The organism is Shewanella sp. Isolate13 (assembly GCF_022398325.1).
Taxonomy (GTDB): domain Bacteria; phylum Pseudomonadota; class Gammaproteobacteria; order Enterobacterales; family Shewanellaceae; genus Shewanella.
Genome location: NZ_JAKEVD010000008.1, coordinates 144,003 through 165,463, shown reverse-complemented (window position 1 = coordinate 165,463; position 21,461 = coordinate 144,003). Strand labels below are relative to the sequence as shown.

Here is a 21,461-nt window from a genome sequence, read left to right as displayed (position 1 = left end):
GCGGTAACAGGGGTTCGAATCCCCTAGGGGATACCACTATTTACAAAGCGTTGAGTTTTAGCCTACAGAACTCAATGAGTATTCACTCTTTGGTAGAGTATAACGCCAGTCCGGGTCCCCTTCGTCTAGAGGCCTAGGACACCGCCCTTTCACGGCGGTAACAGGGGTTCGAATCCCCTAGGGGATACCACTATTTACAAAGCGTTGAGTTTTAGCCTACAGAGCTCAATGAGTATTCACTCCCTTACGGAGTCTAAACGTAAGTCCGGGTCCCCTTCGTCTAGAGGCCTAGGACACCGCCCTTTCACGACGGTAACAGGGGTTCGAATCCCCTAGGGGATACCACTATTTATAAAGCGTTGAGTTTTAGCCTACAGAGCTCAATGAGTATTCACTCCCTTACGGAGTCTAAACGTAAGTCCGGGTCCCCTTCGTCTAGAGGCCTAGGACACCGCCCTTTCACGGCGGTAACAGGGGTTCGAATCCCCTAGGGGATACCACTATTTATAAATTCGTGTTAGTAATAACATGAATGTTTACCAGAAATGGGGCCTTAGCTCAGCTGGGAGAGCGCAACACTGGCAGTGTTGAGGTCAGCGGTTCGATCCCGCTAGGCTCCACCATTTTACTGCTTTAAATCAGTAAGTAATTAAACCACCTTAGGGTGGTTTTTTTATGTCTGTAATTTACAGATTTTACCTGCTTACCTAACTTGCATTAAAGCGGCTACTAATACCAATCAGTATAAGAAGTTGATCTACTCAGAGGGCTTTTGGGCAACTAATTCAAGGCGAAAAGCTGAAAGAATGGTTATTCCCTTGTGAAGCTGTTCAACGCAGAAGTAGGCGGCCAAAAACGCTCCAGAATGGCGAGTTTTAGCGCTTCTGATGCTGTGACTCTTAAGTAACAAGAGGGAGCTTAACCCTAGTTCAACTATGCTCTTCACTCGCAGCAAACCACATGGTCATGCATGTTCCAGACATACATAAAACATTCCCTCCATCCTAGGAGGTCAGATGTGGTGAATGTCATTAAAGCACGACTATATGGATATAGGAGGTAGAGTAACGCAGGAGCAGTTACCGAGGAGCACTTAATGACCTTATCTCAGAACCGCTAAACTCTCGATGAGCGACCAAATCTTTATATTGATTGGTATAATACACTTGGATTTGTTGATTTAAGAAGTGCTGTGTAACTAGCGTGTAGTTCCAATCGGATTACAGTGCGGTTATGCAAAAGGTTGTTTGAACAGTGGATTATTGGTGGCGATTAGGGTTGGTAAATGACTAACAAAAATTTGTTAGGGCAGACGTGAGAAGCCATCATTACTGATGGCTTTTCACTGTGGACACTTGAAGCGTAAAGAAGAGAGGCAAGTATGGATACTTAAGTGCTAATCGACCCCAAGGAATCCGCCAGTCTGGTGGGCCCATAGCTGTGCGTAGATCCCACCTGAGTTAATTAACTCTTGATGGGTTCCTTGCTCAACAATTTTTCCTTCATCTAGCACTATTAATCTGTCCATTGCTGCAATGGTTGATAATCTATGAGCTATGGCTATAACGGTTTTACCTTCCATTAGTTGATATAAACTTTCTTGAATTGCGGCTTCAACTTCAGAGTCCAGCGCAGACGTGGCTTCATCTAGAAGAAGAATAGGGGCGTTCTTGAGTAATACTCGGGCGATCGCGATGCGTTGACGTTGGCCTCCTGACAATTTGACCCCACGTTCACCAACTTGTGCATCTAAGCCAACGTTGCCTTCGGGATCGCTCAAGTTCTCTATAAATTCATGAGCTTGAGAATTCTTAATTGCTTGTGCTAACTCTTCATCAGTCGCGTTGGGGTTACCGTATAAGATATTGTCTCTGATAGAGCGATGCAAAAGCGAGGTATCTTGAGTCACCATGCCGATATGAGCGCGGAGTGAATCTTGGGTTACTTGAGTTATATCTTGGTTGTCGATAGCAATATTGCCTGATTCAACATCATGGAAACGCATCAATAGATTCACTAATGTGGATTTCCCTGCTCCAGAGCGTCCTACTAAACCGACTTTCTCACCAGCTTTGATATTAAGACTTAGATTATCTATTACCCCGCTAGCCCCCCCATAATGAAAGCTTACGTTATCGAAGTCTATGCTTCCTCGGTCTACAAAAAGTGCGGATGCGTTATTGATATCCTGGATCTCAGTAGGCTTGGACAAAGTATTCATCCCGTCAGCAACTGTACCTATATTTTCAAAGAGAGAGCTTATCTCCCACATAATCCACTGTGACATGCCATTGAGCCTAAGGGCTAAGCTGATTGCAATGGCGATCGCACCAACAGTAATCGCATTGTCACGCCATAACCAAATAGAAACTGCCGCAATAGCGAACGCGAGTATATAATTGATCACTTGAACACTTACATTAATCCAAGTCACCAAGCGCATCTGTTTGTACACTGTGGCTAGAAAAGTTTTCATGCTGCTTTTTGCATACTCAGCCTCTTTTTGAGTATGTGAAAACAGTTTAACCGTTGCTATATTGGTGTAGCTATCGACGATTCTACCAGTCATGGTTGAGCGAGCGTCCGCTTGTTCGGTTGATACTTTTTTAAGCTTTGGCAAAAATTTAAACTGCAGTGCAACGTATGCGGCTAACCAAACCAACATCGGCACCATCAGCCTTAGATCTGCTTTGGCTATCATCACCACCATAGAAGTGAAATACACCAAAATATAAACTAATACGTCTAATAGTTTGGTGACGGTTTCACGTACCGCAAGCGATGTTTGCATCACTTTGGTCGCCACCCGCCCCGCGAAGTCATTTTGATAAAATGAAACACTCTGTTTTAGCAGGTATCGATGGGCTAGCCAACGGATCGACATGGGGTAATTGCCTAATAACCCTTGATAGACAATGAGTGCATGTAGCAAAGTCAGTAGTGGGATCACCACAAGAACTAGCAGCGTCATGCCAAGCAAGCGCATTCCTTCTTGTTCAAATAAGGTCTCAGGATCATGCTTAACCAACAAATCGACGAGATCGCCCATATAGCCAAAAAGAGAGACTTCAAGGATCGCTAATAATGCCGTAAGAATAGACATAATAACCAGTGGCACTTCAAACCCGCGGGTGTAATGACGGCAAAATGCATAGATCCCTTTTGGGGGTTGCTTTGGTTCTTCTTCGGGTAATGGATTCACCCAAGATTCAAATCGTTTGAACATCTATGTACTCGGTTTTTATCAATGTTGGGAAAATGTAACTAGTCACTAGCATATAGGAAACAGCGGCTTAAGTGTAAGCGATGAAGCGATAGAACTATTCAGTTCCGTTTTCCGCTAGTGACTGCTTAGCTAGTTGCGTAATATGGCTGACATGGAAAGGTAATTGGGTAAGTTCAATGGTTGAGCATGAGTGTCAAATTTCGAAAGAGGCTTGTCGTAAGGCTAGGCTCGCTCGAGACCCCAGATTCGATGGTCAGTTTTTTATCGGGGTGTGTACGACTAAGATATTCTGCAGGCCAGTATGTCCAGCAGTAAGTCCTAAAGAGGAAAATGTTCGCTACTTTGATACCGCCGTCCAAGCTGCAAATGCCGGATTAAGGCCTTGCCTACGTTGTCGCCCCGACAGTGCGCCACGCTCTTATGCTTGGAAGGGGACGCAGACGACTTTAGAAAGGGCCAAGGCATTAATCGATGCCGGGGCGCTTTCTGGTTTAGATGGACTGAGTGTCGAGGCATTGTCGGAGCGCTTGGGGATCTCAAGTCGCTACCTGCGAAAATTGTTTACGCAAAAGCTGGGTACCTCAGTTAAGCATTACGCGCAATACAGGCAACTGATGTTCGCCAAGCAGCTATTACACCAATCGAATTTGAGCATTACCCAAGTTGCTTTTGCCGCCGGGTTTAACAGTATTCGCCGTTTTAACGAAGTGTTTAAGGCGCAACTGCAGTTAACCCCGTCAGCCTTGAGAAAAAGTAGAGGCCAACTTGGCGATTCAGAGCGAAGACTGCTTCAACCTTTAGCCGAGTGTGGTCAAGTTACATTGAGAGTGCAGCTGAGCTTCCGGCCTCCCTTTGCTTGGCAGCAACAATACGATTTTTATCAGCTTCGTGCTGTAAAAGAGATGGAGTGGCTCAATAACAACCTAAGTTATGGTCGTAGCTTTAGTCTCAATGGGGTAAGTGGTTACTTTGATGCAAAGCTCAATGGGGCAAGGAATGCATTTGACGTCGATATTGTTTTGGAAAAGGATTCTGATCTCTGCCAGTTAAATGCAATCATTAATAATATTAGACGAGTGCTAGATCTCGATGCGAATATCTACCAAATCGACAGTGCACTGTCATTGATAGAGCCTTTAGCGCCCTTAATGCTCCCGGGGTTACGGTTGCCAGGGGTATGGTCGGCATTTGAAGCGGGTTGTCGCGCGGTCTTGGGCCAACAAGTGAGTATTGTTCAAGCGTCAAAACTGCTCAATCAGTTAGTCCTTACCTACGGTGAGAAGCGCTTGATAGGGGAAAAACAGGTCACTCTGTTTCCAACGCCTGAGGCGATCGCAAAGGCCGAGTTAACCGAGCTTAAGATGCCAGGTGCCCGTAAACGAGCACTCACAGCGCTGGGGCAATTTGTTTGGGACAACCCTAATGCAGATCTCGAACAATGGTTATCAATAAAAGGGATCGGTCCTTGGACCGTGGCATATGCGAGAATGCGTGGTTTAAGTGAGCCGGATATCTTGTTATGCGGCGATCTTGTCGTTAAAAAGCGGGTGTTAGCACAATATCAAACCGAACAAGCAGCTACAGATAAATCGGCTACCGACAAAGGTCTTGATTATGAACTGTTAACTCAGTCGCTCGCCAAACAAGTAGCTCCTTGGGGCAGCTACCTCACGTTTCAATTATGGAATCTTTCATGAAAATCAGTTTAAAACCTACTGCTTTACAGCCAATAGCAAAATTGAACTTTGTTTCAGAGATAGGGGAGTTGTCTTTGTGCGCAAATGAAAACGGTTTAACCCATCTCAATGTTATCCCCAAGAGTAGTGATGAATGGTTGTCTAGGGAAGTGAGTGATGTTGCAATTTTAACGGCTGACGATAACCTTGCTCTAGATGCGGCGAATCAACACCTGTTACAAGCTCGCCGAGAGTTAGAAGAATATTTTTCAGGGAGCAGGCGACAGTTCGACGTCCAGCTGGCTCCGAAAGGCACCGAGTTTCAATGTCTAGTGTGGCAGGCATTGTCCGAACTAGAGTATGGGGCTAGCTGCAGCTATGCGCAGATTGCAGAGCGTATTAAGCGTCCCAAAGCGGTGAGGGCGGTTGGAACTGCTAATGGGGCAAACCCTATCGCGATAATAGTGCCTTGCCACAGGGTCATAGGTAAAAATGGTGCGTTAACCGGTTATGCTTATGGCTTAGCGCTGAAGCAGAAGCTATTACAGCTTGAGGGACTGGCATTTTAGTTCATGGGATTGATATCTTGCGTTATTAGCTCCTAGGTTCTTGCACAAGAAAAATAAGCTTTTAAAGTGATATTAGCGTAGAATAATCGCCTTATTTTTGATTAGGCATTAACCTGTAAATTATGACTCAGCCAGTATCTTCATCCGACCAAGTAGCAACGCAAACTGTAGCGAACACAACTGCTCACAGTGACTTTAGCCAACTAGGGTTAATCCCTGAGTTGCTCGAGACTCTTAAACTGCTGAGTTATACCAAGCCGACTGCGATTCAATCACATATTATTCCAGCGGTTTTAGCGGGTAAAGATGTGCTGGGCGGGGCTAAAACAGGTTCAGGTAAAACCGCTGCTTTTGCGCTACCTATCATCCAAAAGCTTGCTAAGGCATCGCCTCGTAAAGCGGGCGCTAACCTAGTCTCTTGTTTGGTGTTAGTGCCTACTCGTGAGCTAGCGCAGCAAGTTAGCGATAGCTTTATGCGTTACTCGCAATTGATTAAGCCTAACCTTAAAACCCTTGCGGTTTATGGTGGAGTGTCAACTAACGTGCAAATGCAAAGTTTACGTGGCGGTGCAGATATTGTCGTTGCGACACCTGGGCGTTTAATTGATCTGATTTCAAGCAATGCGCTTAAGCTGGATAAAACAGCTACCTTAGTGTTGGATGAAGCCGATCGTATGTTGAGCCTTGGTTTTACCGAAGAGCTAAATGAGTTGTTAGCTAAGCTGCCTAAGAACAAACAAACCTTATTGTTCTCTGCCACTTTCCCAGAAGAGGTGCGTGAGCTTACTGATTCGCTATTGAGTAACCCAGTAGAAATGCAGTTACAAAGCAGTGAAGAGAGCACTCTGGTGCAGCGTGTCATTACCGTTAACCGCAACCGTAAAACAGCTCTGTTAGCGCAATTGATTAAAGATAATCAGTGGCAGCAAGTACTTATCTTTGCCAGCGCAAAATATAGCTGTAATCGTTTAGCACAAAAGCTTGAAAATGCCGGTATTACTGCTGAAGTATTTCATAGTGATAAAGGTCAAGGGGCGCGTAATCGCGTGCTTGAGGGGTTTAAGTCCGGCGAGATTAGCGTGCTCATTGCAACGGATATCGCCGCTCGTGGTATCGATATTGAAAAGCTGCCTATCGTGATTAACTTTGAACTGCCAAGAAGTCCTGCTGACTATATGCACCGTATTGGCCGAAGCGGCCGTGCGGGTGAGGCTGGTTTAGCAATGAGCTTAATTTCTCACGATGAATACCAGCACTTTAAGTTAATAGAGAAGAAAAACAAACTGAGATTAGAGCGTGAACAGATCCCAGGGTTTGAAGCCGATCTCGAAGCGCCTGCAGACTGCCCATCACGTGATGCTAAGCCTATGGCGAAACCAGCTGGTACCGGGAAGAAGCATCGTAAAAAGGTCAATGCTGAAGTTTGGGGTAAGAAATCTTAATCTCAAACGTATTAATGCGCACTGAGAAACAGCATGAATTAGGGCTCTAGTTGAGCCCTTTTTTATACAAAAATTGTAATTTTTGTGGGGTAGCGCCTTTTTTCATCATGTATTGCTTCCTCGAGCAATAAAGCGATAGCACAAGATCTAGGCTTTATGTATTCTCTTGGCGATTAAACCTTGTTTGAAACTCAAAATTTATTTTAGGAAATACTATGCAGCACCTATTTTGGTTAGTTGAGGGACAAATTGCAGGACGCAGCGGACCAAATAAAGATCCTTGGAATCTGCAGGAGTTAAAGACTGCGGGGATCGATGCCGTATTATCTGTAAATAACGGTGAAGATTGCATCGAAGCGGAGTTTTCCGCCGCAGGTTTAGAGTATTTATGCGTGCCTTTCTCGCGTAATATTCCTCCTAAGCCGGAAGACTTAGTATATTGCGTAGAACAAGTTCCGCAAGCGTTAGCCTTTATTCGCCAGTGTGAAGCGCAGGATAAAACGGTGCTTATTCATTGTCGTTCGGGTAAGGATAGAACAGGCCTCATAATGGCTTACTACCTAATGGATAATGGTGCCGCGCCTTTGCACGCCGTGAGTCAAGTTCGGGCGATCCGTGATATTGCATTTAGTGCCGAAGGGTGGGATCAATTTGCATTCGATGTGCTTTATGCGCTACAAGAATAGCTAAGGCACAGCAACAGAATAATAAAATGAATGCAAATGGATTGCAGTTAGTTACCCTTTTACGAAGCATTTTTCTTTGGGCAGCCTTGAGTGCGTTAATAGGCTGTCAATCCTCTCCCGTTTACCCCGAAAAAGCCATTACGACAAAGTTAGCCGCGCAGCCAGATTGGCCATTGGTGCAATATATACAGGCCGATGTGAAGGCGCATCCTCAGCAAACAGGCGTGTTACCTCTCACCGATGGTATTGATGCCTTCATCGCACGTTTAGCATTAGTCAATGCCGCCACAGCCAGTATTGACCTGCAGTATTACATTTATCGAGGTGATGATACCGGTAGGCTCTTAACCTGGCATTTAATTGATGCCGCACAGCGCGGAGTTAGAGTCCGTATACTGCTAGATGATATGGCAGTAAAAGATGCCGATGAAGCGTTAGTGATGTTGGCCGAACACAAGAATATTCAGGTTCGCTTGTATAACCCCTCTTTTGAGAGAGATTTTCGTAATCTTGCCTTTGTTGCCGGGTTTTCTCGACTCAATCATCGCATGCACAATAAGTCATTCACCGTCGATAATACCATTAGCATTGTGGGTGGCCGTAATATTGGTAATGAGTATTTTTCAAACGACACCAATGTAGAGTTTGGTGACTTTGATCTAATGACCATAGGTCCTGCAGTCGATGAGGTTTCAGATCAATTTGATCTCTATTGGAATTCGCCTTTAACCGTTGAGGTTGGAGCGCTAACAGCCCATAGCGTGACGGCGGAGGAGGTCGATACAGCCTTGGCGTTAGTCGAATCCGAGAAAGCTGCGTATCAAACGAATCCCTACATGACACGCTTATTGAATAGTGAACTCATTACTCAGATGCAGAGCCATGCTTTGCATTGGTATTGGGGCAACGCAAAGCTGGTTTATGATCAGCCTGACAAACAAAATCATCAGCTAGACAGTGACAGTATTTTAGCCGATCTCGGCGAGTTTCTACAACAAGCGGAAAATGAGGTTTTTATTATTTCACCTTATTTTGTGCCAACAAGGGAAGGAACTCAGAACATTATAGAAGCTGCAAGGGATGGGATTGATATTACTATCTTAACTAACAGCTTAGCCGCAACGGATGTCATTGCCGTTCATGCTGGATATCGCCAGTACCGCCAACCATTATTGGAAGCTGGGGTGAAGATCTACGAAGTTAAAGCTAATCCTGAGCAGAAGAAAGTCAGTAGCTGGACAGGCAGTTCAAAGAGCAGCTTACATGCTAAAACCTTTATTACAGATAAGCAGTCAACCTTCGTTGGGTCCTTTAATTTTGACCCCCGCTCGGCGTGGTTAAATACCGAGATGGGCTTGATCATCGATAATGAACAATTAGCAGGGGAAGTGGTCGACGGCATTGAGGCCAGCTTAGCTAGAAACACCTATCGACTCGCAATAGAGGAGGGGGAGCTTATCTGGTTCGATGATTTTCATCAGCGGATTATCTATACCGAACCCGATGCCGGGCTTTGGCGGAAGTTTCTCGTCGATTGCATCGCATTATTACCGATTGAGTCGCAGCTTTAATTGTGTGCTTAGTATGATTGAGTTAGAGTTTGCTCAAACATATACGCTAGTAAGTGGTCCATTAAGATGAATGCAATAAGTGGCAATAAGATGAAGAGTAAGGCGAGTCAATCTCAAGGTTTACTCTTGTTTCAACTATCTCTGACACAGTTATTTGCATTAGGCACCCTAAAAATACGCGAATTGGTTCCTTATACGCCATTGAGCGCCATCCCCCATTCCCACCCAACGATTCTAGGGGCGGCGAACATTCGTGGTGCAACAATCCCGATTGTCGATATGGCTGCCGCAGTTGGTTATCGGCCGATAAGTAATGAGGAGCTTAAAGATAGCTATATCATTATTACCGACTGTCAGAGAATGGTGATTGGTTTTCTGGTACGTTCTATCGATAAGATTATTGAATGTAATTGGCGTGATATTGAGAAACCACCGACTAATTTGGGTAAGAACGCTTATCTTACTGGAGTGACAAAGATTGACGGTAAGCTAGTGCAGTTATTAGACGTCGAGTTACTGCTTTCTAAAGTGTTCCCAGCGAGCCCAGAGACCACCCGCGCTATCTTGACTGATGTACAACGAGAATACCTAAAGCCACTCAATATCTTGCTGGTTGATGACTCTAAGGTTGCACGTAAACAACTGAGTGATGCATTGGACAGTATCAATATTCCTTACCAAGTTACCGCCGATGGCAAAGAAGCATTGTCTATCATGGAGCAAGCCGAGCGAGATAATCATGCTATCGATATTTTAGTTAGCGACATTGAGATGCCTGGACTTGATGGTTATGAGTTGGCATTTGAAGTTAAGAATAATCCCGCGATCTCGTCCGCTTATATTATCTTGCATACCTCGCTTTCCAGTGAGATCAGCGTCAGTCAGGCTCATCAAGTGGGTGCTAATGAGGCTCTGACAAAATTTGATGCCCATGAGTTGATTGAAGCCATGCTACGCGGGGCTGAAAAAGCAACAGCGATGGCTAATTTTTAGGGTCTTATTAGTAATATGTTAATCGTGAGTAATAACCGAGCTTATTTGTCTGGTAAAGGTAGACAATAGTTGCCACATCCGATACAAACTGTGTCGAAGGGAGATTAATTTTATTTAAGGTTCACCTAATGGTGAGTTTAAATAGAATAGTTGCATACTATAAAAATGACAGGTTAATAAATGAATCAAAAACCATCTTTGTTTGCCCGATTGGCAGACGGTAGTTTAGTGTTACAAATTCTCGTAGGTATTATTGCTGGTATTGCGTTAGCAACCGTATCAAAAACCGGTGCGGAGAGTGTGGCTTTCTTAGGTCAGCTATTTGTTGGTGCATTAAAAGCAATCGCACCGATATTAGTCTTTATCCTTGTTGCTGCATCGATAGCGAACCAAAAGAAAAATGCCAAGACCAATATGCGTCCGATCGTTATTCTATATCTATTTGGTACGTTTTCGGCGGCGGTTACCGCTGTATTGATGAGTTTTGCGTTTCCGACCACGTTAGCATTAACACTAGATGCGGCTCAGGCTAATCCGCCTGAAGGGATCGGCGAAGTGGTTCATACCCTGTTATTTCAATTAGTCGACAACCCAGTTAATGCGGTTATGACAGGTAACTATATCGGTATTCTAGCTTGGGGTGTAGGTTTAGGTTTAGCGCTACATCATGCAACCGATTCAACTAAGCTCGTTTTTGCTGATGTGAGCCATGGCGTATCTCAGATGGTTCGCTTTATTATCCGTCTGGCACCGATTGGTATTTTTGGTCTAGTATCATCAACATTCGCAAGCACTGGTTTTAGCGCAATTGCTGGCTATATGCATCTGCTATTGGTGCTTCTTGGCGCAATGGCGATTATGGCACTGATCATCAACCCTGCGATTGTGTACTTTAAAATACGTCGTAATCCATACCCATTAGTATTCACTTGTCTTCGTGAAAGTGGTGTAACAGCTTTCTTCACTCGCTCTAGTGCGGCGAATATTCCTGTGAATATGGCGTTATGTGAAAAGTTAAAGCTACATGAAGACACTTACTCGGTTTCTATTCCATTAGGTGCGACCATTAACATGGGCGGCGCAGCGATTACGATTACAATCTTAACGCTAGCGGCAGCTAACTCTATGGGCATTCAGGTCGATATCCTTACTGCGATTTTATTGAGTCTTGTTGCTGGCATCTCTGCTTGCGGGGCATCGGGTGTGGCGGGTGGTTCACTGCTACTTATCCCACTAGCGTGTAGCTTGTTTGGTATTTCAAACGATGTGGCCATGCAGGTCGTAGCTGTAGGCTTTATTATTGGTGTTATTCAAGACTCTGCCGAAACAGGTCTTAACAGCTCTACAGACGTTATCTTTACTGCTGCTGCATGTGAAGCGGCTGAAAGGAAAGAGAACGCTTAAATCTACAATTGCGCCCTTGATATGAGGCGCTGACTAATACCAATTAGTATGAAAGCCCCACTAAACATAATTAGCGGGGCTTTTTGCTTATTGCACCCTAAAAAAACAAGCTTTGTGCTTTAAGCACCGACAATTTCGAGTGGCTTACCCGTTTTCCAAGCGCCGCGAGTAAAGTCTGGGAAGTTGACCGAGTTACTACGGTTATTGACCGACTCTTCACTTAAAATGTTCACCACCGACCACGCAGCGCCATCATAAACATCTTGATCTAAAGGCTCTGCATTTCTTAAGCAATAGACCATGCGCCAAAGCATCAAGAAGTCCATACCGCCGTGACCACCATTGCGCTCTGCTTGCTCTCCCATCTGGATCCAGAGTGGATGATCGTACTTGGCATACCATTTCGCCATGTCCATATCCCACTTGTGGTAATTGCCAGCTCCCCCCTTTTCGATAGCAATTCGATTAGGAAAGCCTGCAAATACGCCGTTAGTGCCTTGAATTAAGTTATGACGGCTATAAGGGCGTGGCGTAGTAGTATCGTGCTGAACCATGATGGTACGGCCTTTTACCGTTTTGATAAGCGAGGTATTGATGTCACCATTGATATAGCTCAGTTGGTTGCGTTCATGATCCGCTGGGAATTCTCGTTTAGCGTATAAGGCTCGCCCCAGTGCTGGTGAGCTCATCGAAGTGAGGTAATCAAATCTGTCACCACGATTGATATTCATATATTGAGACACGGGGCCTAATCCGTGGGTTGGGTAAAGGTTACCATTTCGCTTCGTGTGCCAATAGGTGCGCCAAGAACCTGTTTTACTGTCGATCTCCTTCATCTGCCAACGCAGTTCATGAATATAGGCAGCTTCTCCGTGTAACAGCTCGCCAAATAAGCCTTGGCGAACCATATTTAGCACCATCAGCTCATCTCGGCCGTAGTTGACGTTCTCCATCATCATACAGTTCTTTTGCGTCCGCTCGGCAGTATCGACAATCTGCCAACACTCTTCGACTGTCAGAGCCAATGGCACTTCGACAAAGGCGTGTTTGCCACTTTCCATGGTATGGATAGCCATAGGAGCATGCCACTCCCAAGGGGTGGAGATAATCACAATATCGATATCATCACGATCGAGTAAATCTTTATACGCTTGTTCACTTCCTGTATAGCGAGCAGGCTTAGGGAGCCCTTGAGCCACGACAAAATCAATCGAGCTGTCTAAAACTTGTGCATCGGTGTCGCAGATAGCTTTAATTTCGACGCCATCTATATGGCAGAAGTGTTTGACATGACCTGAGCCTCTTTGGCCAACCCCGATAAAACCGACACGCACAGTGGTCATTTTGGGGGCGATCAACCCCATAACGGACTGGCCTGTAGCGGGTTTTCTCGGTACAGCCTCTGCGGACGATAGTGGCAGTTGTGAGGTGAGGATGCCTGCGGCAGATAAACCTGCAGTTTTTAAAAAGTGTCGGCGATTTAGTTTCATCGAAAGTCCTGCGTTATCTTATTGTAATTGTTTAACAGCCATAGAGTTATATCAAATTTAGAAATAAAAGGGTTAAAAAATGGTATGTCGCATTGTTGCGCTTGTGTTTTTATGCGGTTTTACTAAAGTAATGCATAGAAAGTGATTTATATCGCGTTTTTAATTTCTTATTGCGATACACTTTTTACTGAAAGGTAGCAGTATCATTGTGATTGCTTTCTTTGTTTATACCTGATTTGGTTAACAAATATATTACAAATGCTTTTTGATAGAGGGAACGAGCCGATGGCAGTAGTGCGCAATAAGACAAATGAAGTTATTCAAATTGAGCGGGAAGCAAAACTCAAGGAGATGGAAATGTCAGTAGTTGAAAAGCGTAGGCGTCTGTCTTGGCAAGAGGATGATCTTAGCCCTCGCGAAGTCGTTGGGTGTTGGGTAGATGAAAGACCGCTGCTCGGTGACAAGATTACCCTGTACAAACAAGCGGGTAAGTATTATTTAGAGACTTGGTATTTAGATGGTTGCCATAGCCTAGATGAAATGCTCTCAGAGGAAATGGAAGAGGGCATTAAGCTGGAAGATAAGGGCGGGAATATTTTTGGCGAATACTTTATGTTGACTACGGATAATGAACTTAAATTCTGTAATTCAACTAACTGTTATTATACGGCAAAGAGCGATGTTGAAGCGGCTTAAGCCGTTGCATTGTCAGGAAAAATAGCTGTAATCTCTTATAAGCAGAAAAGGGGCATAAGCCCCTTTTTGTGATCTTGATATTTAGCACTGATTAGAATGAATGAGCGCTTTTAAAGTGCATTGCTTTACCCGAATAAGGGTGAGTAAAACTTAACTCCTGGGCATGCAGTTGTAAGCGTTTAGCGGCTTTTAGAGTTTGTTCATCACCATAAAAATCATCGCCTAAAATGGTGTGTCCTAGTGCTAGCATATGTACCCGTAATTGGTGAGTTCTGCCTGTTACGGGTTTGAGTTCAACTAGGCAGCTGTGGGGCTTTTGCTGTAACACTTTAAAATGGGTTATAGCAGCCTTTCCTGACTCGCTGACCATCTGTTTAGGAGGGTTGAGCTTATCAGCGCCAATCGCTAGTTCGATGACACCACTTTGCTGTTTCAGTACACCGTCCACTTCTGCGATATAAGTTTTTTGTGTCAGCCGGTTCTGAAATTGGGTTTTCAGGCTAGACTCGGCTTTTTTGTTACGAGCAAATACCATGATGCCTGAGGTTGCGCAGTCTAAACGGTGCACAAGAATACAATCTTTAAAGCGCTGCTGCAGACGTGTTAGCGCACAATCGTGAGTATATTCAGCGATACCCGGATTTGAGAGTAAGCCTGATGGCTTATTGATAACGATAATATCTCGGTCAATATAACGGATATCTAACCAAGGAATACAGGGGGGCTGATAGCTAAATATTTGCATGAATTCTCCTATTGCGGCGCAATTCTAGCAAAATATTTAGCGTTAAGACACGCACTAAATTTTGGTGGTTACTTAGTCAGAACGTGCCTCAACACTAGGGTGTGCTGAGCCGCTTTTTAGGCGTGAGAATAACTTACAGATATTCAGGTGGCGTGTTGCGGGTCCATAAGCGGCTATAGGCCATCAGTTGCGGATAAAAAGTACGAAACGCAATCTCGATTTCAGTATCGAGCTTTTTGACACACTCCTGCGCTCCAATAAAAATCTCAGGCTTAGAGACTCTTTTTGCCACAGAGGCAAGTGTCTGGTTTAACCCTTCGCGAGTTTGATAGGCCACAAGCCAATTCTCTTGACGGATCTTAGGTGCTATCGATACCAATTGCTCGGGCAGAGCCTCACAGTCATCAATGGCATCGTACGCTTTGGTGGCGAACTCTTCTAGGCTTTGGTGGTGATACTCTTCCCAGTATTTGGCCAACATATGATCAAAGCTAAGATCGATGATAATGGGGGCTGCACGGGTCAATGACTTGGGAAATGCTGCTAACAACTCTTTGGTGATCTCATGGCTGTCGGTGAGCTGATCTATTTGGCGGTGGAGCCATATTCCTTGCTGCAGGTGTTTAGGGAAATGTTCAATACTGCCTTTTGCAAAATCGCCGGCAATATTGGCAGCCAGAGAGGTTTGGCTGTTGTCTGCTAAGTGCAGGTGTGCAAGAAAGTTCATATTTTATACTTGGTGATTCGCGTACTTCACGTTATCATGCAGGGAGGTGCGAAGGAAATTCTTTCTTGAAATAATTCAAGATTTAGGGCTTCTAAAAGGATGTGCATCGTAAAAATTGTAATTTACCCATCAATTAAACGGTTTGAGGATCAAGGATGATGTGGAACTGGTTAACCAACAAGTTGGGCAGAGGCGTTCAGGTTAGACGAAAAAAAGTCGAAATCGACATTCCTTACGCACAACACCGCTATCGCATAGAAGATTTGGATAACAAAACTCCTTGTAATGCTCGGCAACAGCAGTCGAACAAGTTAAAGTCGTTCAATTAACGTACTGAATTATTCTCGTAAACGGGAGTATTTGGCGGTTTTTTAGGATTGGATTGTTGATCTTCTGTAGCTCTAGCCATAGACTAGCGGCCGATTTAGATACAATAGAGACTTTCCATGCGCGTTGCAGATTTTTCTTTTGAACTCCCAGATGAGTTAATTGCCCGTTATCCAACGGCTCAGCGGACAGCGTCCAGACTGTTATCGCTTGACGGTAATAGTGGTCAGCTGGCTGATCTGCAATTTACCGATATTTTAGACCAAGTTAGTCCTGGCGATTTGATGGTATTTAACAATACCCGAGTCATTCCTGCGCGTATGTTTGGTAAAAAGCAGTCAGGCGGTAAACTCGAAATCTTGGTTGAGCGTATGCTTGATGACAAGCGAGTATTAGCCCATGTTCGTTGCTCTAAGTCTCCAAAGGTTGACGCTATTATCTGTTTAGATGGCGGCTATGAGATGAAAATGGTCGCGAGACACGATGCGCTGTTTGAGCTTGAGCTGCAATGCGATAAAACGGTACTTGAAGTACTGGAAGAGGTTGGTCATATGCCACTGCCTCCTTATATCGATAGACCCGATGAAGATGCAGATAAAGAGCGTTATCAAACGGTTTACAATCAAAACCCTGGCGCTGTAGCTGCGCCTACTGCTGGCTTACATTTTGATGATGCCATGCTTGCAGCATTAAAAGACAAAGGCGTGAATACCGCATTCGTCACTTTGCATGTTGGCGCTGGTACCTTCCAGCCAGTACGTGTCGATAACATCCTCGATCATAAAATGCATTCTGAATGGGCTGAAGTGCCTCAGGATGTCGTGGATCTTATTGCTGAAACTAAAGGCAGAGGCAACCGGGTTATCGCCGTCGGAACCACATCGGTACGTTCACTCGAAAGCGCAGCCAAAGCATCGCCTGAGCAGTTACAAGCATTCAGTGGTGATACCGATATCTTTATCTACCCTGGATATCAGTTCCAAGTGGTGGACGCCATGGTGACAAACTTCCACTTGCCCGAGTCGACTCTGATCATGTTGCTAAGTGCATTTGCCGGCTTCGATGAGGTAAAAAACGCCTATCAGCACGCGATCGCTCAAAAATACCGCTTCTTTAGCTATGGCGACGCCATGTTTGTGACTAAAAAAGCGAACTAATTATCCAAATTGCTTTAAAATACCCAGTTCATATGAAGTGGGTATTTTTTTTATCTGCACTTTTAATGCATATTTTGGCATTTAGGGTTGATACTGAATTGTTTGCCCTTATGTTTGTCATAATCTTAGGCTCAATGGTTGAGTCGACTCAGGTCAGACTGTTTCTCTGGCGAGGTGAAAAATGAAATTTGAATTAGATACAACTCAAGGTCGTGCGCGTCGCGGCCGTTTGATTTTTGAACGTGGTACGGTTGAAACTCCAGCTTTTATGCCTGTAGGCACATACGGCACGGTTAAGGGTATGACACCTGAAGAAGTGCGTGCTACTGGCGCCGATATTCTGCTTGGTAATACATTCCACCTATGGTTACGTCCTGGTGAAGAGATCATGCGTAAGCATGGTGACCTGCACGATTTTATGAACTGGCAACGACCAATCCTAACTGATTCGGGCGGATTCCAAGTGTTTAGCTTGGGTGATATCCGTAAGATCACTGAGGAAGGTGTGCATTTTCGTTCACCAATTAACGGTGAAAAGATTTTCTTAGATCCTGAGAAGTCGATGCAGATCCAAAACTCATTAGGCAGTGATGTGGTAATGATTTTTGACGAATGTACTCCGTATCCTGCAACCGAGGACGAAGCACGTAAGTCGATGCAGATGTCACTTCGTTGGGCGCAGCGTTCACGCGATGAGTTTGACAGACTTGAAAACCCGAACTCTCTGTTTGGTATTATTCAAGGCGGAGTCTATGAGGACCTACGTGACGAAAGCTTAAACGGCTTAGTCGATATTGGTTTTGATGGATACGCTGTTGGTGGTTTAGCAGTTGGCGAGCCAAAGGAAGACATGCACCGTATTCTTGAGCATGTTTGTCCCAAAATTCCGGCTGATAAACCGCGTTATTTGATGGGGGTAGGTAAACCTGAAGATTTAGTTGAAGGCGTACGTCGCGGTGTAGACATGTTTGACTGTGTTATGCCAACGCGAAATGCTCGAAACGGTCATCTGTTTACTAGTGAAGGTGTTATCAAGATCCGTAATGCGCGTCATCGCGATGATACTTCACCACTCGATGATAAGTGTGATTGTTATACCTGTAAGAACTACTCTCGGGCATATCTATACCACTTAGATCGTTGTAATGAGATTTTAGGTGCTCGATTAAACACCATTCATAACCTTCGCTATTACCAAAGATTGATGGAAGGTTTGCGTGGCGCTATCGAGACAGGTACATTAGACGCCTTTGTTACGGAATTCTATACCAGCCAAGGTCGAGAAGTACCTGAAGTACCTGAATTAACCGATTAATTTTAACTCAGACAAGAAGAAGAGAATACTATGTTTATTTCAAATGCATATGCAGCAGACCCGGCAGCAACTGGCGCGGGTGGCACGATGGAATTGATTTTCATGTTGGTCATTTTTGGCCTAATTTTTTACTTCATGATTTTCCGTCCACAATCTAAGCGTGTTAAAGAGCATAAGAACCTGATGAGCTCATTGAGCAAGGGTGATGAAGTGCTAACAAGCGGTGGTATTCTAGGTAAGATCGCTAAGATCAGTGATGAAAACGATTACGTATTGTTGACCATCAACGAAACGAGCGAAATCACTATTAAGAAGGATTATATTGCGGCCGTATTGCCAAAAGGCTCTATTAAGTCACTTTAAGCCAAGAGGGCGATGGCGTGTTAAATAAATACCCGATGTGGAAAAACCTAATGGTGATACTGATTATCACCATAGGTGGATTCTATGCGATACCAAACCTTTTCGGAGAAGACCACGCGGTTCAAGTGGTTGCGACTCGAGGAGCAGAGGTCTCAGCGTCGACTCTGTCGACAGTAAATGATGTATTAAAAAGCAAAGGAATCGCTGTTAAGCGTTCCGAGCTTGAAAATGGTCAGTTGTTAGTACGTGTAAATAATGGTGAAGAGCAGTTAGTTGCTAAAGAAGCCATTGCTGAAGCGTTAGGCGACAAGTACACCGTAGCATTGAACTTAGCTCCAGCGACTCCAAAATGGTTAGAAGCCATGGGTGGTTCGCCTATGAAGCTAGGTCTGGATTTGCGCGGTGGTGTTCACTTCTTAATGGAAGTGGATATGGGTGAAGCACTTCGAAAGATGACTGAAGCCAAGGTTGCTGATTTTAGGACTGATTTACGAGCTGAGAAAATTCGCTATGCGGGTATTCGTCATGGCGCCAAAGGCATCGAGATTAAGTTTCGCGATGCCGAGACTTTAGCAAATGCTGAGCGTTTCCTTAAGTCTCGTAGCAATGACATGGTTTTCGTCGACAAGACTGTTGGCGATGACTATGTCCTTGTTGCAAATCCAAGCGAAGCTTATTTAAAACAAGTTAAAGAAGAAGCACTACAGCAAAACATCACTACACTGCGTAACCGTGTAAACGAGTTAGGTGTGGCTGAGCCTGTTGTGCAACGTCAAGGTGCTGAACGTATCATCGTTGAGTTACCAGGTGTTCAAGATACCGCTCGCGCAAAAGAAATTTTAAGTGCGACGGCATCGATTGAATTCCATATGGTTGACCAAAAAGCTGACGTTCAAGCAGCAATGAGTGGCCGTGTACCAGCGGGTTCTGAGCTTTATCAGCGCCGCAGCGGTGGCCCTGTTGTATTGAAGAAAGCGGTTATGTTGACCGGTGATCATATTCAAGGTGCACAACCAAGTTTTGACGAATACAGTCGTCCACAAGTGTCGATTAACCTCGATGCTAAAGGCGGTTCAATCTTCTCTAATGTCACCAAAGACAATATCGGCAATCCGATGGCAACGCTATTCATCGAGTATAAAGATACTGGTGAAAAGAATGCTGACGGCAGCGTCAAGATGAAGAAGATTGAAGAAGTGATCTCTGTTGCGACAATTCAAGCACGTCTTGGCCGTAACTTTGTTATTACTGGCCTTGAACATGCAGAAGCACAGAACTTAGCGCTATTGCTACGTGCAGGTGCGCTAATCGCGCCTGTTTATATCGTTGAGGAACGTACCATTGGTCCAAGCCTAGGTGCTGAAAATATCCAAAACGGTATGCAAGCGATGATCTGGGGTATGGCAGTTGTTCTTATCTTCATGTTGGTTTACTACCGTGGTTTCGGTCTTATTGCTAACTTAGCGCTTACAGCTAACTTGGTAATGGTTGTGGGCGTGATGTCTATGATCCCAGGTGCGGTGCTAACACTGCCGGGTATTGCCGGTATGGTGTTAACAGTCGGTATGGCGGTCGATGGTAACGTACTGATTTACGAGCGTATTCGTGAAGAATTACGTAATGGCCGTAGCGTACAGCAAGCGATTCATGAAGGATACGGTAACGCATTCTCAACTATCGCCGATGCTAACATCACTACCTTTATGACGGCGCTTATTCTATTCGCTGTGGGTACAGGTGCGGTGAAGGGCTTCGCGGTAACCCTAATGATTGGTATCGCTACTTCTATGTTTACTTCTATCGTGGGTACACGCTCAATCGTGAACGCGATTTGGGGTGGTAAACGCGTGAAGAAACTGTCTATTTAAGGGGAAGTTGATAATGTTACAGATTTTAAATGTTAAAGGCACAGTCAACTTCCTGCGCCATGCACTGCCAATCAGCATCTTCTCTGCTGTGTTAGTGCTAGGTTCAATTGTCACCTTAGCAACAAAAGGTATTAACTGGGGCCTAGACTTTACCGGCGGTACAGTTGTAGAGCTTGAATTTTCTAAGCCAGCTGACTTAAATGCGATTCGCACAAATCTTTCTACTGAGGCCGTTGGTGGCGCAGTGGTTCAGAACTTTGGTTCTAGCCGCGATGTGCTTATTCGTCTGCCTGTGAAAGATGACTTTAAGAGCGAAGATCAAGTTAACGACGTGATGGATGCCGTCACCAAACTGGATCCATCGGTTGTTCAAAAGCGTGTCGAGTTTGTGGGACCACAGGTAGGTAAAGAACTTGCAGAGCAGGGCGGATTAGCGGTTTTAGTCGCGCTAATCTGTATTCTTATCTATGTGTCATTCCGATTTGAATGGCGTTTAGCACTGGGTTCGGTTGCGGCACTAGCGCACGATATTATCGTGACTTTAGGCGTCTTTTCGCTACTACAGCTTGAGTTTGACCTAACAGTACTCGCAGGTTTGCTGACCGTTGTTGGTTACTCGCTGAACGATACTATCGTGGTATTCGACCGTATTCGTGAAAACTTCCTTAAGTTACGCAAGTGTTTACCAGAAGAAGTGGTCAATATCTCAATCACTCAAACCATGAGTCGTACCATTATTACTACAGGTACAACTTTGGTTGTGGTTGTCGCTTTGTTCCTAAAAGGTGGCACAATGATCCACGGCTTTGCGACAGCATTGCTGATGGGTATTTTTGTGGGTACCTTCTCGTCAATCTATGTGGCGAGCTTCTTGGCTATCAAACTAGGCATTAATCGTGAACATATGATGCCCGTTGAAGTTGAGAAAGAGGGAGCCGATCAAGACGCATTGATGCCTTAATCATTATGTCTGTGAAAAAGCCACCAGTTAGGTGGCTTTTTTTATGTCATATTTGTTTTAAAGCCGATTGCGGTAAAGCATTTGTAGTGTAAAAAACCAAACAGCAAGCGTTTGCTAAGTATTTTCTGCTGTTCGAAAAAGCAGCACTCGACAGGCTTGATAATTTAGCGTTAGCATGTAAACCTATTTTTAAAATAGCGCTTATCGCGTCTTAATTGCCAAATAGAGCAATAGCAGTAGGAAAT

Annotated in this window: 17 protein-coding genes and 4 tRNA genes; 17 read left to right on the top strand and 4 right to left on the bottom strand. The window is 44.6% G+C overall.

Going from position 1 to position 21,461, the window contains the following annotated elements:
* Window positions 1-114 precede the first annotated feature (114 nt).
* The 4 genes from L1D44_RS07905 to L1D44_RS07890 all read left to right on the top strand — a co-directional run bounded on the left by L1D44_RS07905 (window position 115) and on the right by L1D44_RS07890 (window position 623).
* A tRNA-Glu gene (locus L1D44_RS07905) sits at window positions 115-190 on the top strand.
* Between the two features lie 79 nt (window positions 191-269).
* Window positions 270-345: transfer RNA gene (locus tag L1D44_RS07900), tRNA-Glu, on the top strand.
* 79 nt (window positions 346-424) lie between these two features.
* Window positions 425-500 (top strand) — tRNA-Glu (locus tag L1D44_RS07895).
* A 47-nt stretch (window positions 501-547) separates the two neighbouring features.
* Window positions 548-623: transfer RNA gene (locus L1D44_RS07890), tRNA-Ala, on the top strand.
* A 773-nt stretch (window positions 624-1,396) separates the two neighbouring features.
* On the opposite strand, the gene L1D44_RS07885 is transcribed toward L1D44_RS07890, so the two are convergent.
* Window positions 1,397-3,226, bottom strand: coding sequence for an ABC transporter ATP-binding protein (locus tag L1D44_RS07885; RefSeq protein ID WP_239889625.1), 1,830 nt, complete (start codon window positions 3,224-3,226; stop codon window positions 1,397-1,399).
* A 176-nt stretch (window positions 3,227-3,402) separates the two neighbouring features.
* On the opposite strand from L1D44_RS07885, the gene L1D44_RS07880 reads away from it, so the two are divergent.
* From L1D44_RS07880 to sstT, 7 genes are all read left to right on the top strand, one after another.
* Window positions 3,403-4,923, top strand: a complete 1,521-nt coding sequence (locus tag L1D44_RS07880; RefSeq protein WP_239889624.1) for an AlkA N-terminal domain-containing protein — start codon at window positions 3,403-3,405, stop codon at window positions 4,921-4,923.
* On the top strand, window positions 4,920-5,471 hold the full coding sequence (locus tag L1D44_RS07875; RefSeq protein ID WP_239889623.1) for a methylated-DNA--[protein]-cysteine S-methyltransferase: 552 nt from the start codon (window positions 4,920-4,922) through the stop codon (window positions 5,469-5,471). Before L1D44_RS07880 ends, L1D44_RS07875 begins: the two co-directional genes overlap by 4 nt.
* A gap of 122 nt (window positions 5,472-5,593) precedes the next feature.
* On the top strand, window positions 5,594-6,913 hold the full coding sequence (locus tag L1D44_RS07870; RefSeq protein WP_239889622.1) for a DEAD/DEAH box helicase: 1,320 nt from the start codon (window positions 5,594-5,596) through the stop codon (window positions 6,911-6,913).
* Between the two features lie 215 nt (window positions 6,914-7,128).
* Window positions 7,129-7,599 carry a dual specificity protein phosphatase family protein gene (locus tag L1D44_RS07865; RefSeq protein ID WP_239889621.1) on the top strand — a complete coding sequence of 157 codons (471 nt, stop codon included), beginning with the start codon at window positions 7,129-7,131 and terminating at the stop codon, window positions 7,597-7,599.
* Window positions 7,600-7,625: 26 nt separating this feature from the next.
* Complete coding sequence (locus L1D44_RS07860) at window positions 7,626-9,170, top strand: phospholipase D family protein (RefSeq protein ID WP_239889620.1); 1,545 nt, start codon at window positions 7,626-7,628, stop codon at window positions 9,168-9,170.
* 90 nt (window positions 9,171-9,260) lie between these two features.
* Complete coding sequence (locus L1D44_RS07855; protein ID WP_239889629.1) at window positions 9,261-10,163, top strand: chemotaxis protein CheV; 903 nt, start codon at window positions 9,261-9,263, stop codon at window positions 10,161-10,163.
* 180 nt (window positions 10,164-10,343) lie between these two features.
* Window positions 10,344-11,567 (top strand): serine/threonine transporter SstT, encoded by a 1,224-nt coding sequence (sstT, locus tag L1D44_RS07850; protein WP_239889619.1) that lies wholly within the window; start codon window positions 10,344-10,346, stop codon window positions 11,565-11,567.
* A gap of 119 nt (window positions 11,568-11,686) precedes the next feature.
* On the opposite strand, the gene L1D44_RS07845 is transcribed toward sstT, so the two are convergent.
* Window positions 11,687-13,057: a Gfo/Idh/MocA family oxidoreductase gene (locus tag L1D44_RS07845; protein ID WP_239889618.1), complete on the bottom strand. Its 1,371-nt coding sequence runs from the start codon at window positions 13,055-13,057 to the stop codon at window positions 11,687-11,689.
* A gap of 285 nt (window positions 13,058-13,342) precedes the next feature.
* On the opposite strand from L1D44_RS07845, the gene L1D44_RS07840 reads away from it, so the two are divergent.
* Window positions 13,343-13,753 carry a hypothetical protein gene (locus L1D44_RS07840; RefSeq protein ID WP_239889617.1) on the top strand — a complete coding sequence of 137 codons (411 nt, stop codon included), beginning with the start codon at window positions 13,343-13,345 and terminating at the stop codon, window positions 13,751-13,753.
* A gap of 91 nt (window positions 13,754-13,844) precedes the next feature.
* On the opposite strand, the gene L1D44_RS07835 is transcribed toward L1D44_RS07840, so the two are convergent.
* Window positions 13,845-14,498 carry an RluA family pseudouridine synthase gene (locus tag L1D44_RS07835; RefSeq protein ID WP_239889616.1) on the bottom strand — a complete coding sequence of 218 codons (654 nt, stop codon included), beginning with the start codon at window positions 14,496-14,498 and terminating at the stop codon, window positions 13,845-13,847.
* A gap of 133 nt (window positions 14,499-14,631) precedes the next feature.
* The gene (locus L1D44_RS07830) at window positions 14,632-15,225 is read right to left on the bottom strand and encodes an ACP phosphodiesterase (protein ID WP_239889615.1); all 594 of its coding nucleotides are present in this window, start codon (window positions 15,223-15,225) and stop codon (window positions 14,632-14,634) included.
* Window positions 15,226-15,671: 446 nt separating this feature from the next.
* Here L1D44_RS07830 and queA point away from each other — a divergent pair, with 446 nt between their 5' ends.
* The 5 genes from queA to secF all read left to right on the top strand — a co-directional run bounded on the left by queA (window position 15,672) and on the right by secF (window position 21,216).
* The gene (queA, locus tag L1D44_RS07825; protein WP_239889614.1) at window positions 15,672-16,709 is read left to right on the top strand and encodes a tRNA preQ1(34) S-adenosylmethionine ribosyltransferase-isomerase QueA; all 1,038 of its coding nucleotides are present in this window, start codon (window positions 15,672-15,674) and stop codon (window positions 16,707-16,709) included.
* Window positions 16,710-16,890: 181 nt separating this feature from the next.
* Window positions 16,891-18,024 carry a tRNA guanosine(34) transglycosylase Tgt gene (gene tgt, locus L1D44_RS07820; RefSeq protein ID WP_220770719.1) on the top strand — a complete coding sequence of 378 codons (1,134 nt, stop codon included), beginning with the start codon at window positions 16,891-16,893 and terminating at the stop codon, window positions 18,022-18,024.
* Window positions 18,025-18,054: 30 nt separating this feature from the next.
* Window positions 18,055-18,387 (top strand): preprotein translocase subunit YajC, encoded by a 333-nt coding sequence (gene yajC, locus L1D44_RS07815; protein ID WP_220770720.1) that lies wholly within the window; start codon window positions 18,055-18,057, stop codon window positions 18,385-18,387.
* A 17-nt stretch (window positions 18,388-18,404) separates the two neighbouring features.
* Window positions 18,405-20,255, top strand: coding sequence for a protein translocase subunit SecD (gene secD / locus L1D44_RS07810; RefSeq protein WP_239889613.1), 1,851 nt, complete (start codon window positions 18,405-18,407; stop codon window positions 20,253-20,255).
* Between the two features lie 13 nt (window positions 20,256-20,268).
* A complete protein-coding gene (gene secF / locus L1D44_RS07805) occupies window positions 20,269-21,216 on the top strand; it encodes a protein translocase subunit SecF (RefSeq protein ID WP_239889612.1) in 948 nt (315 codons plus the stop codon).
* Window positions 21,217-21,461: the final 245 nt, after the last annotated feature.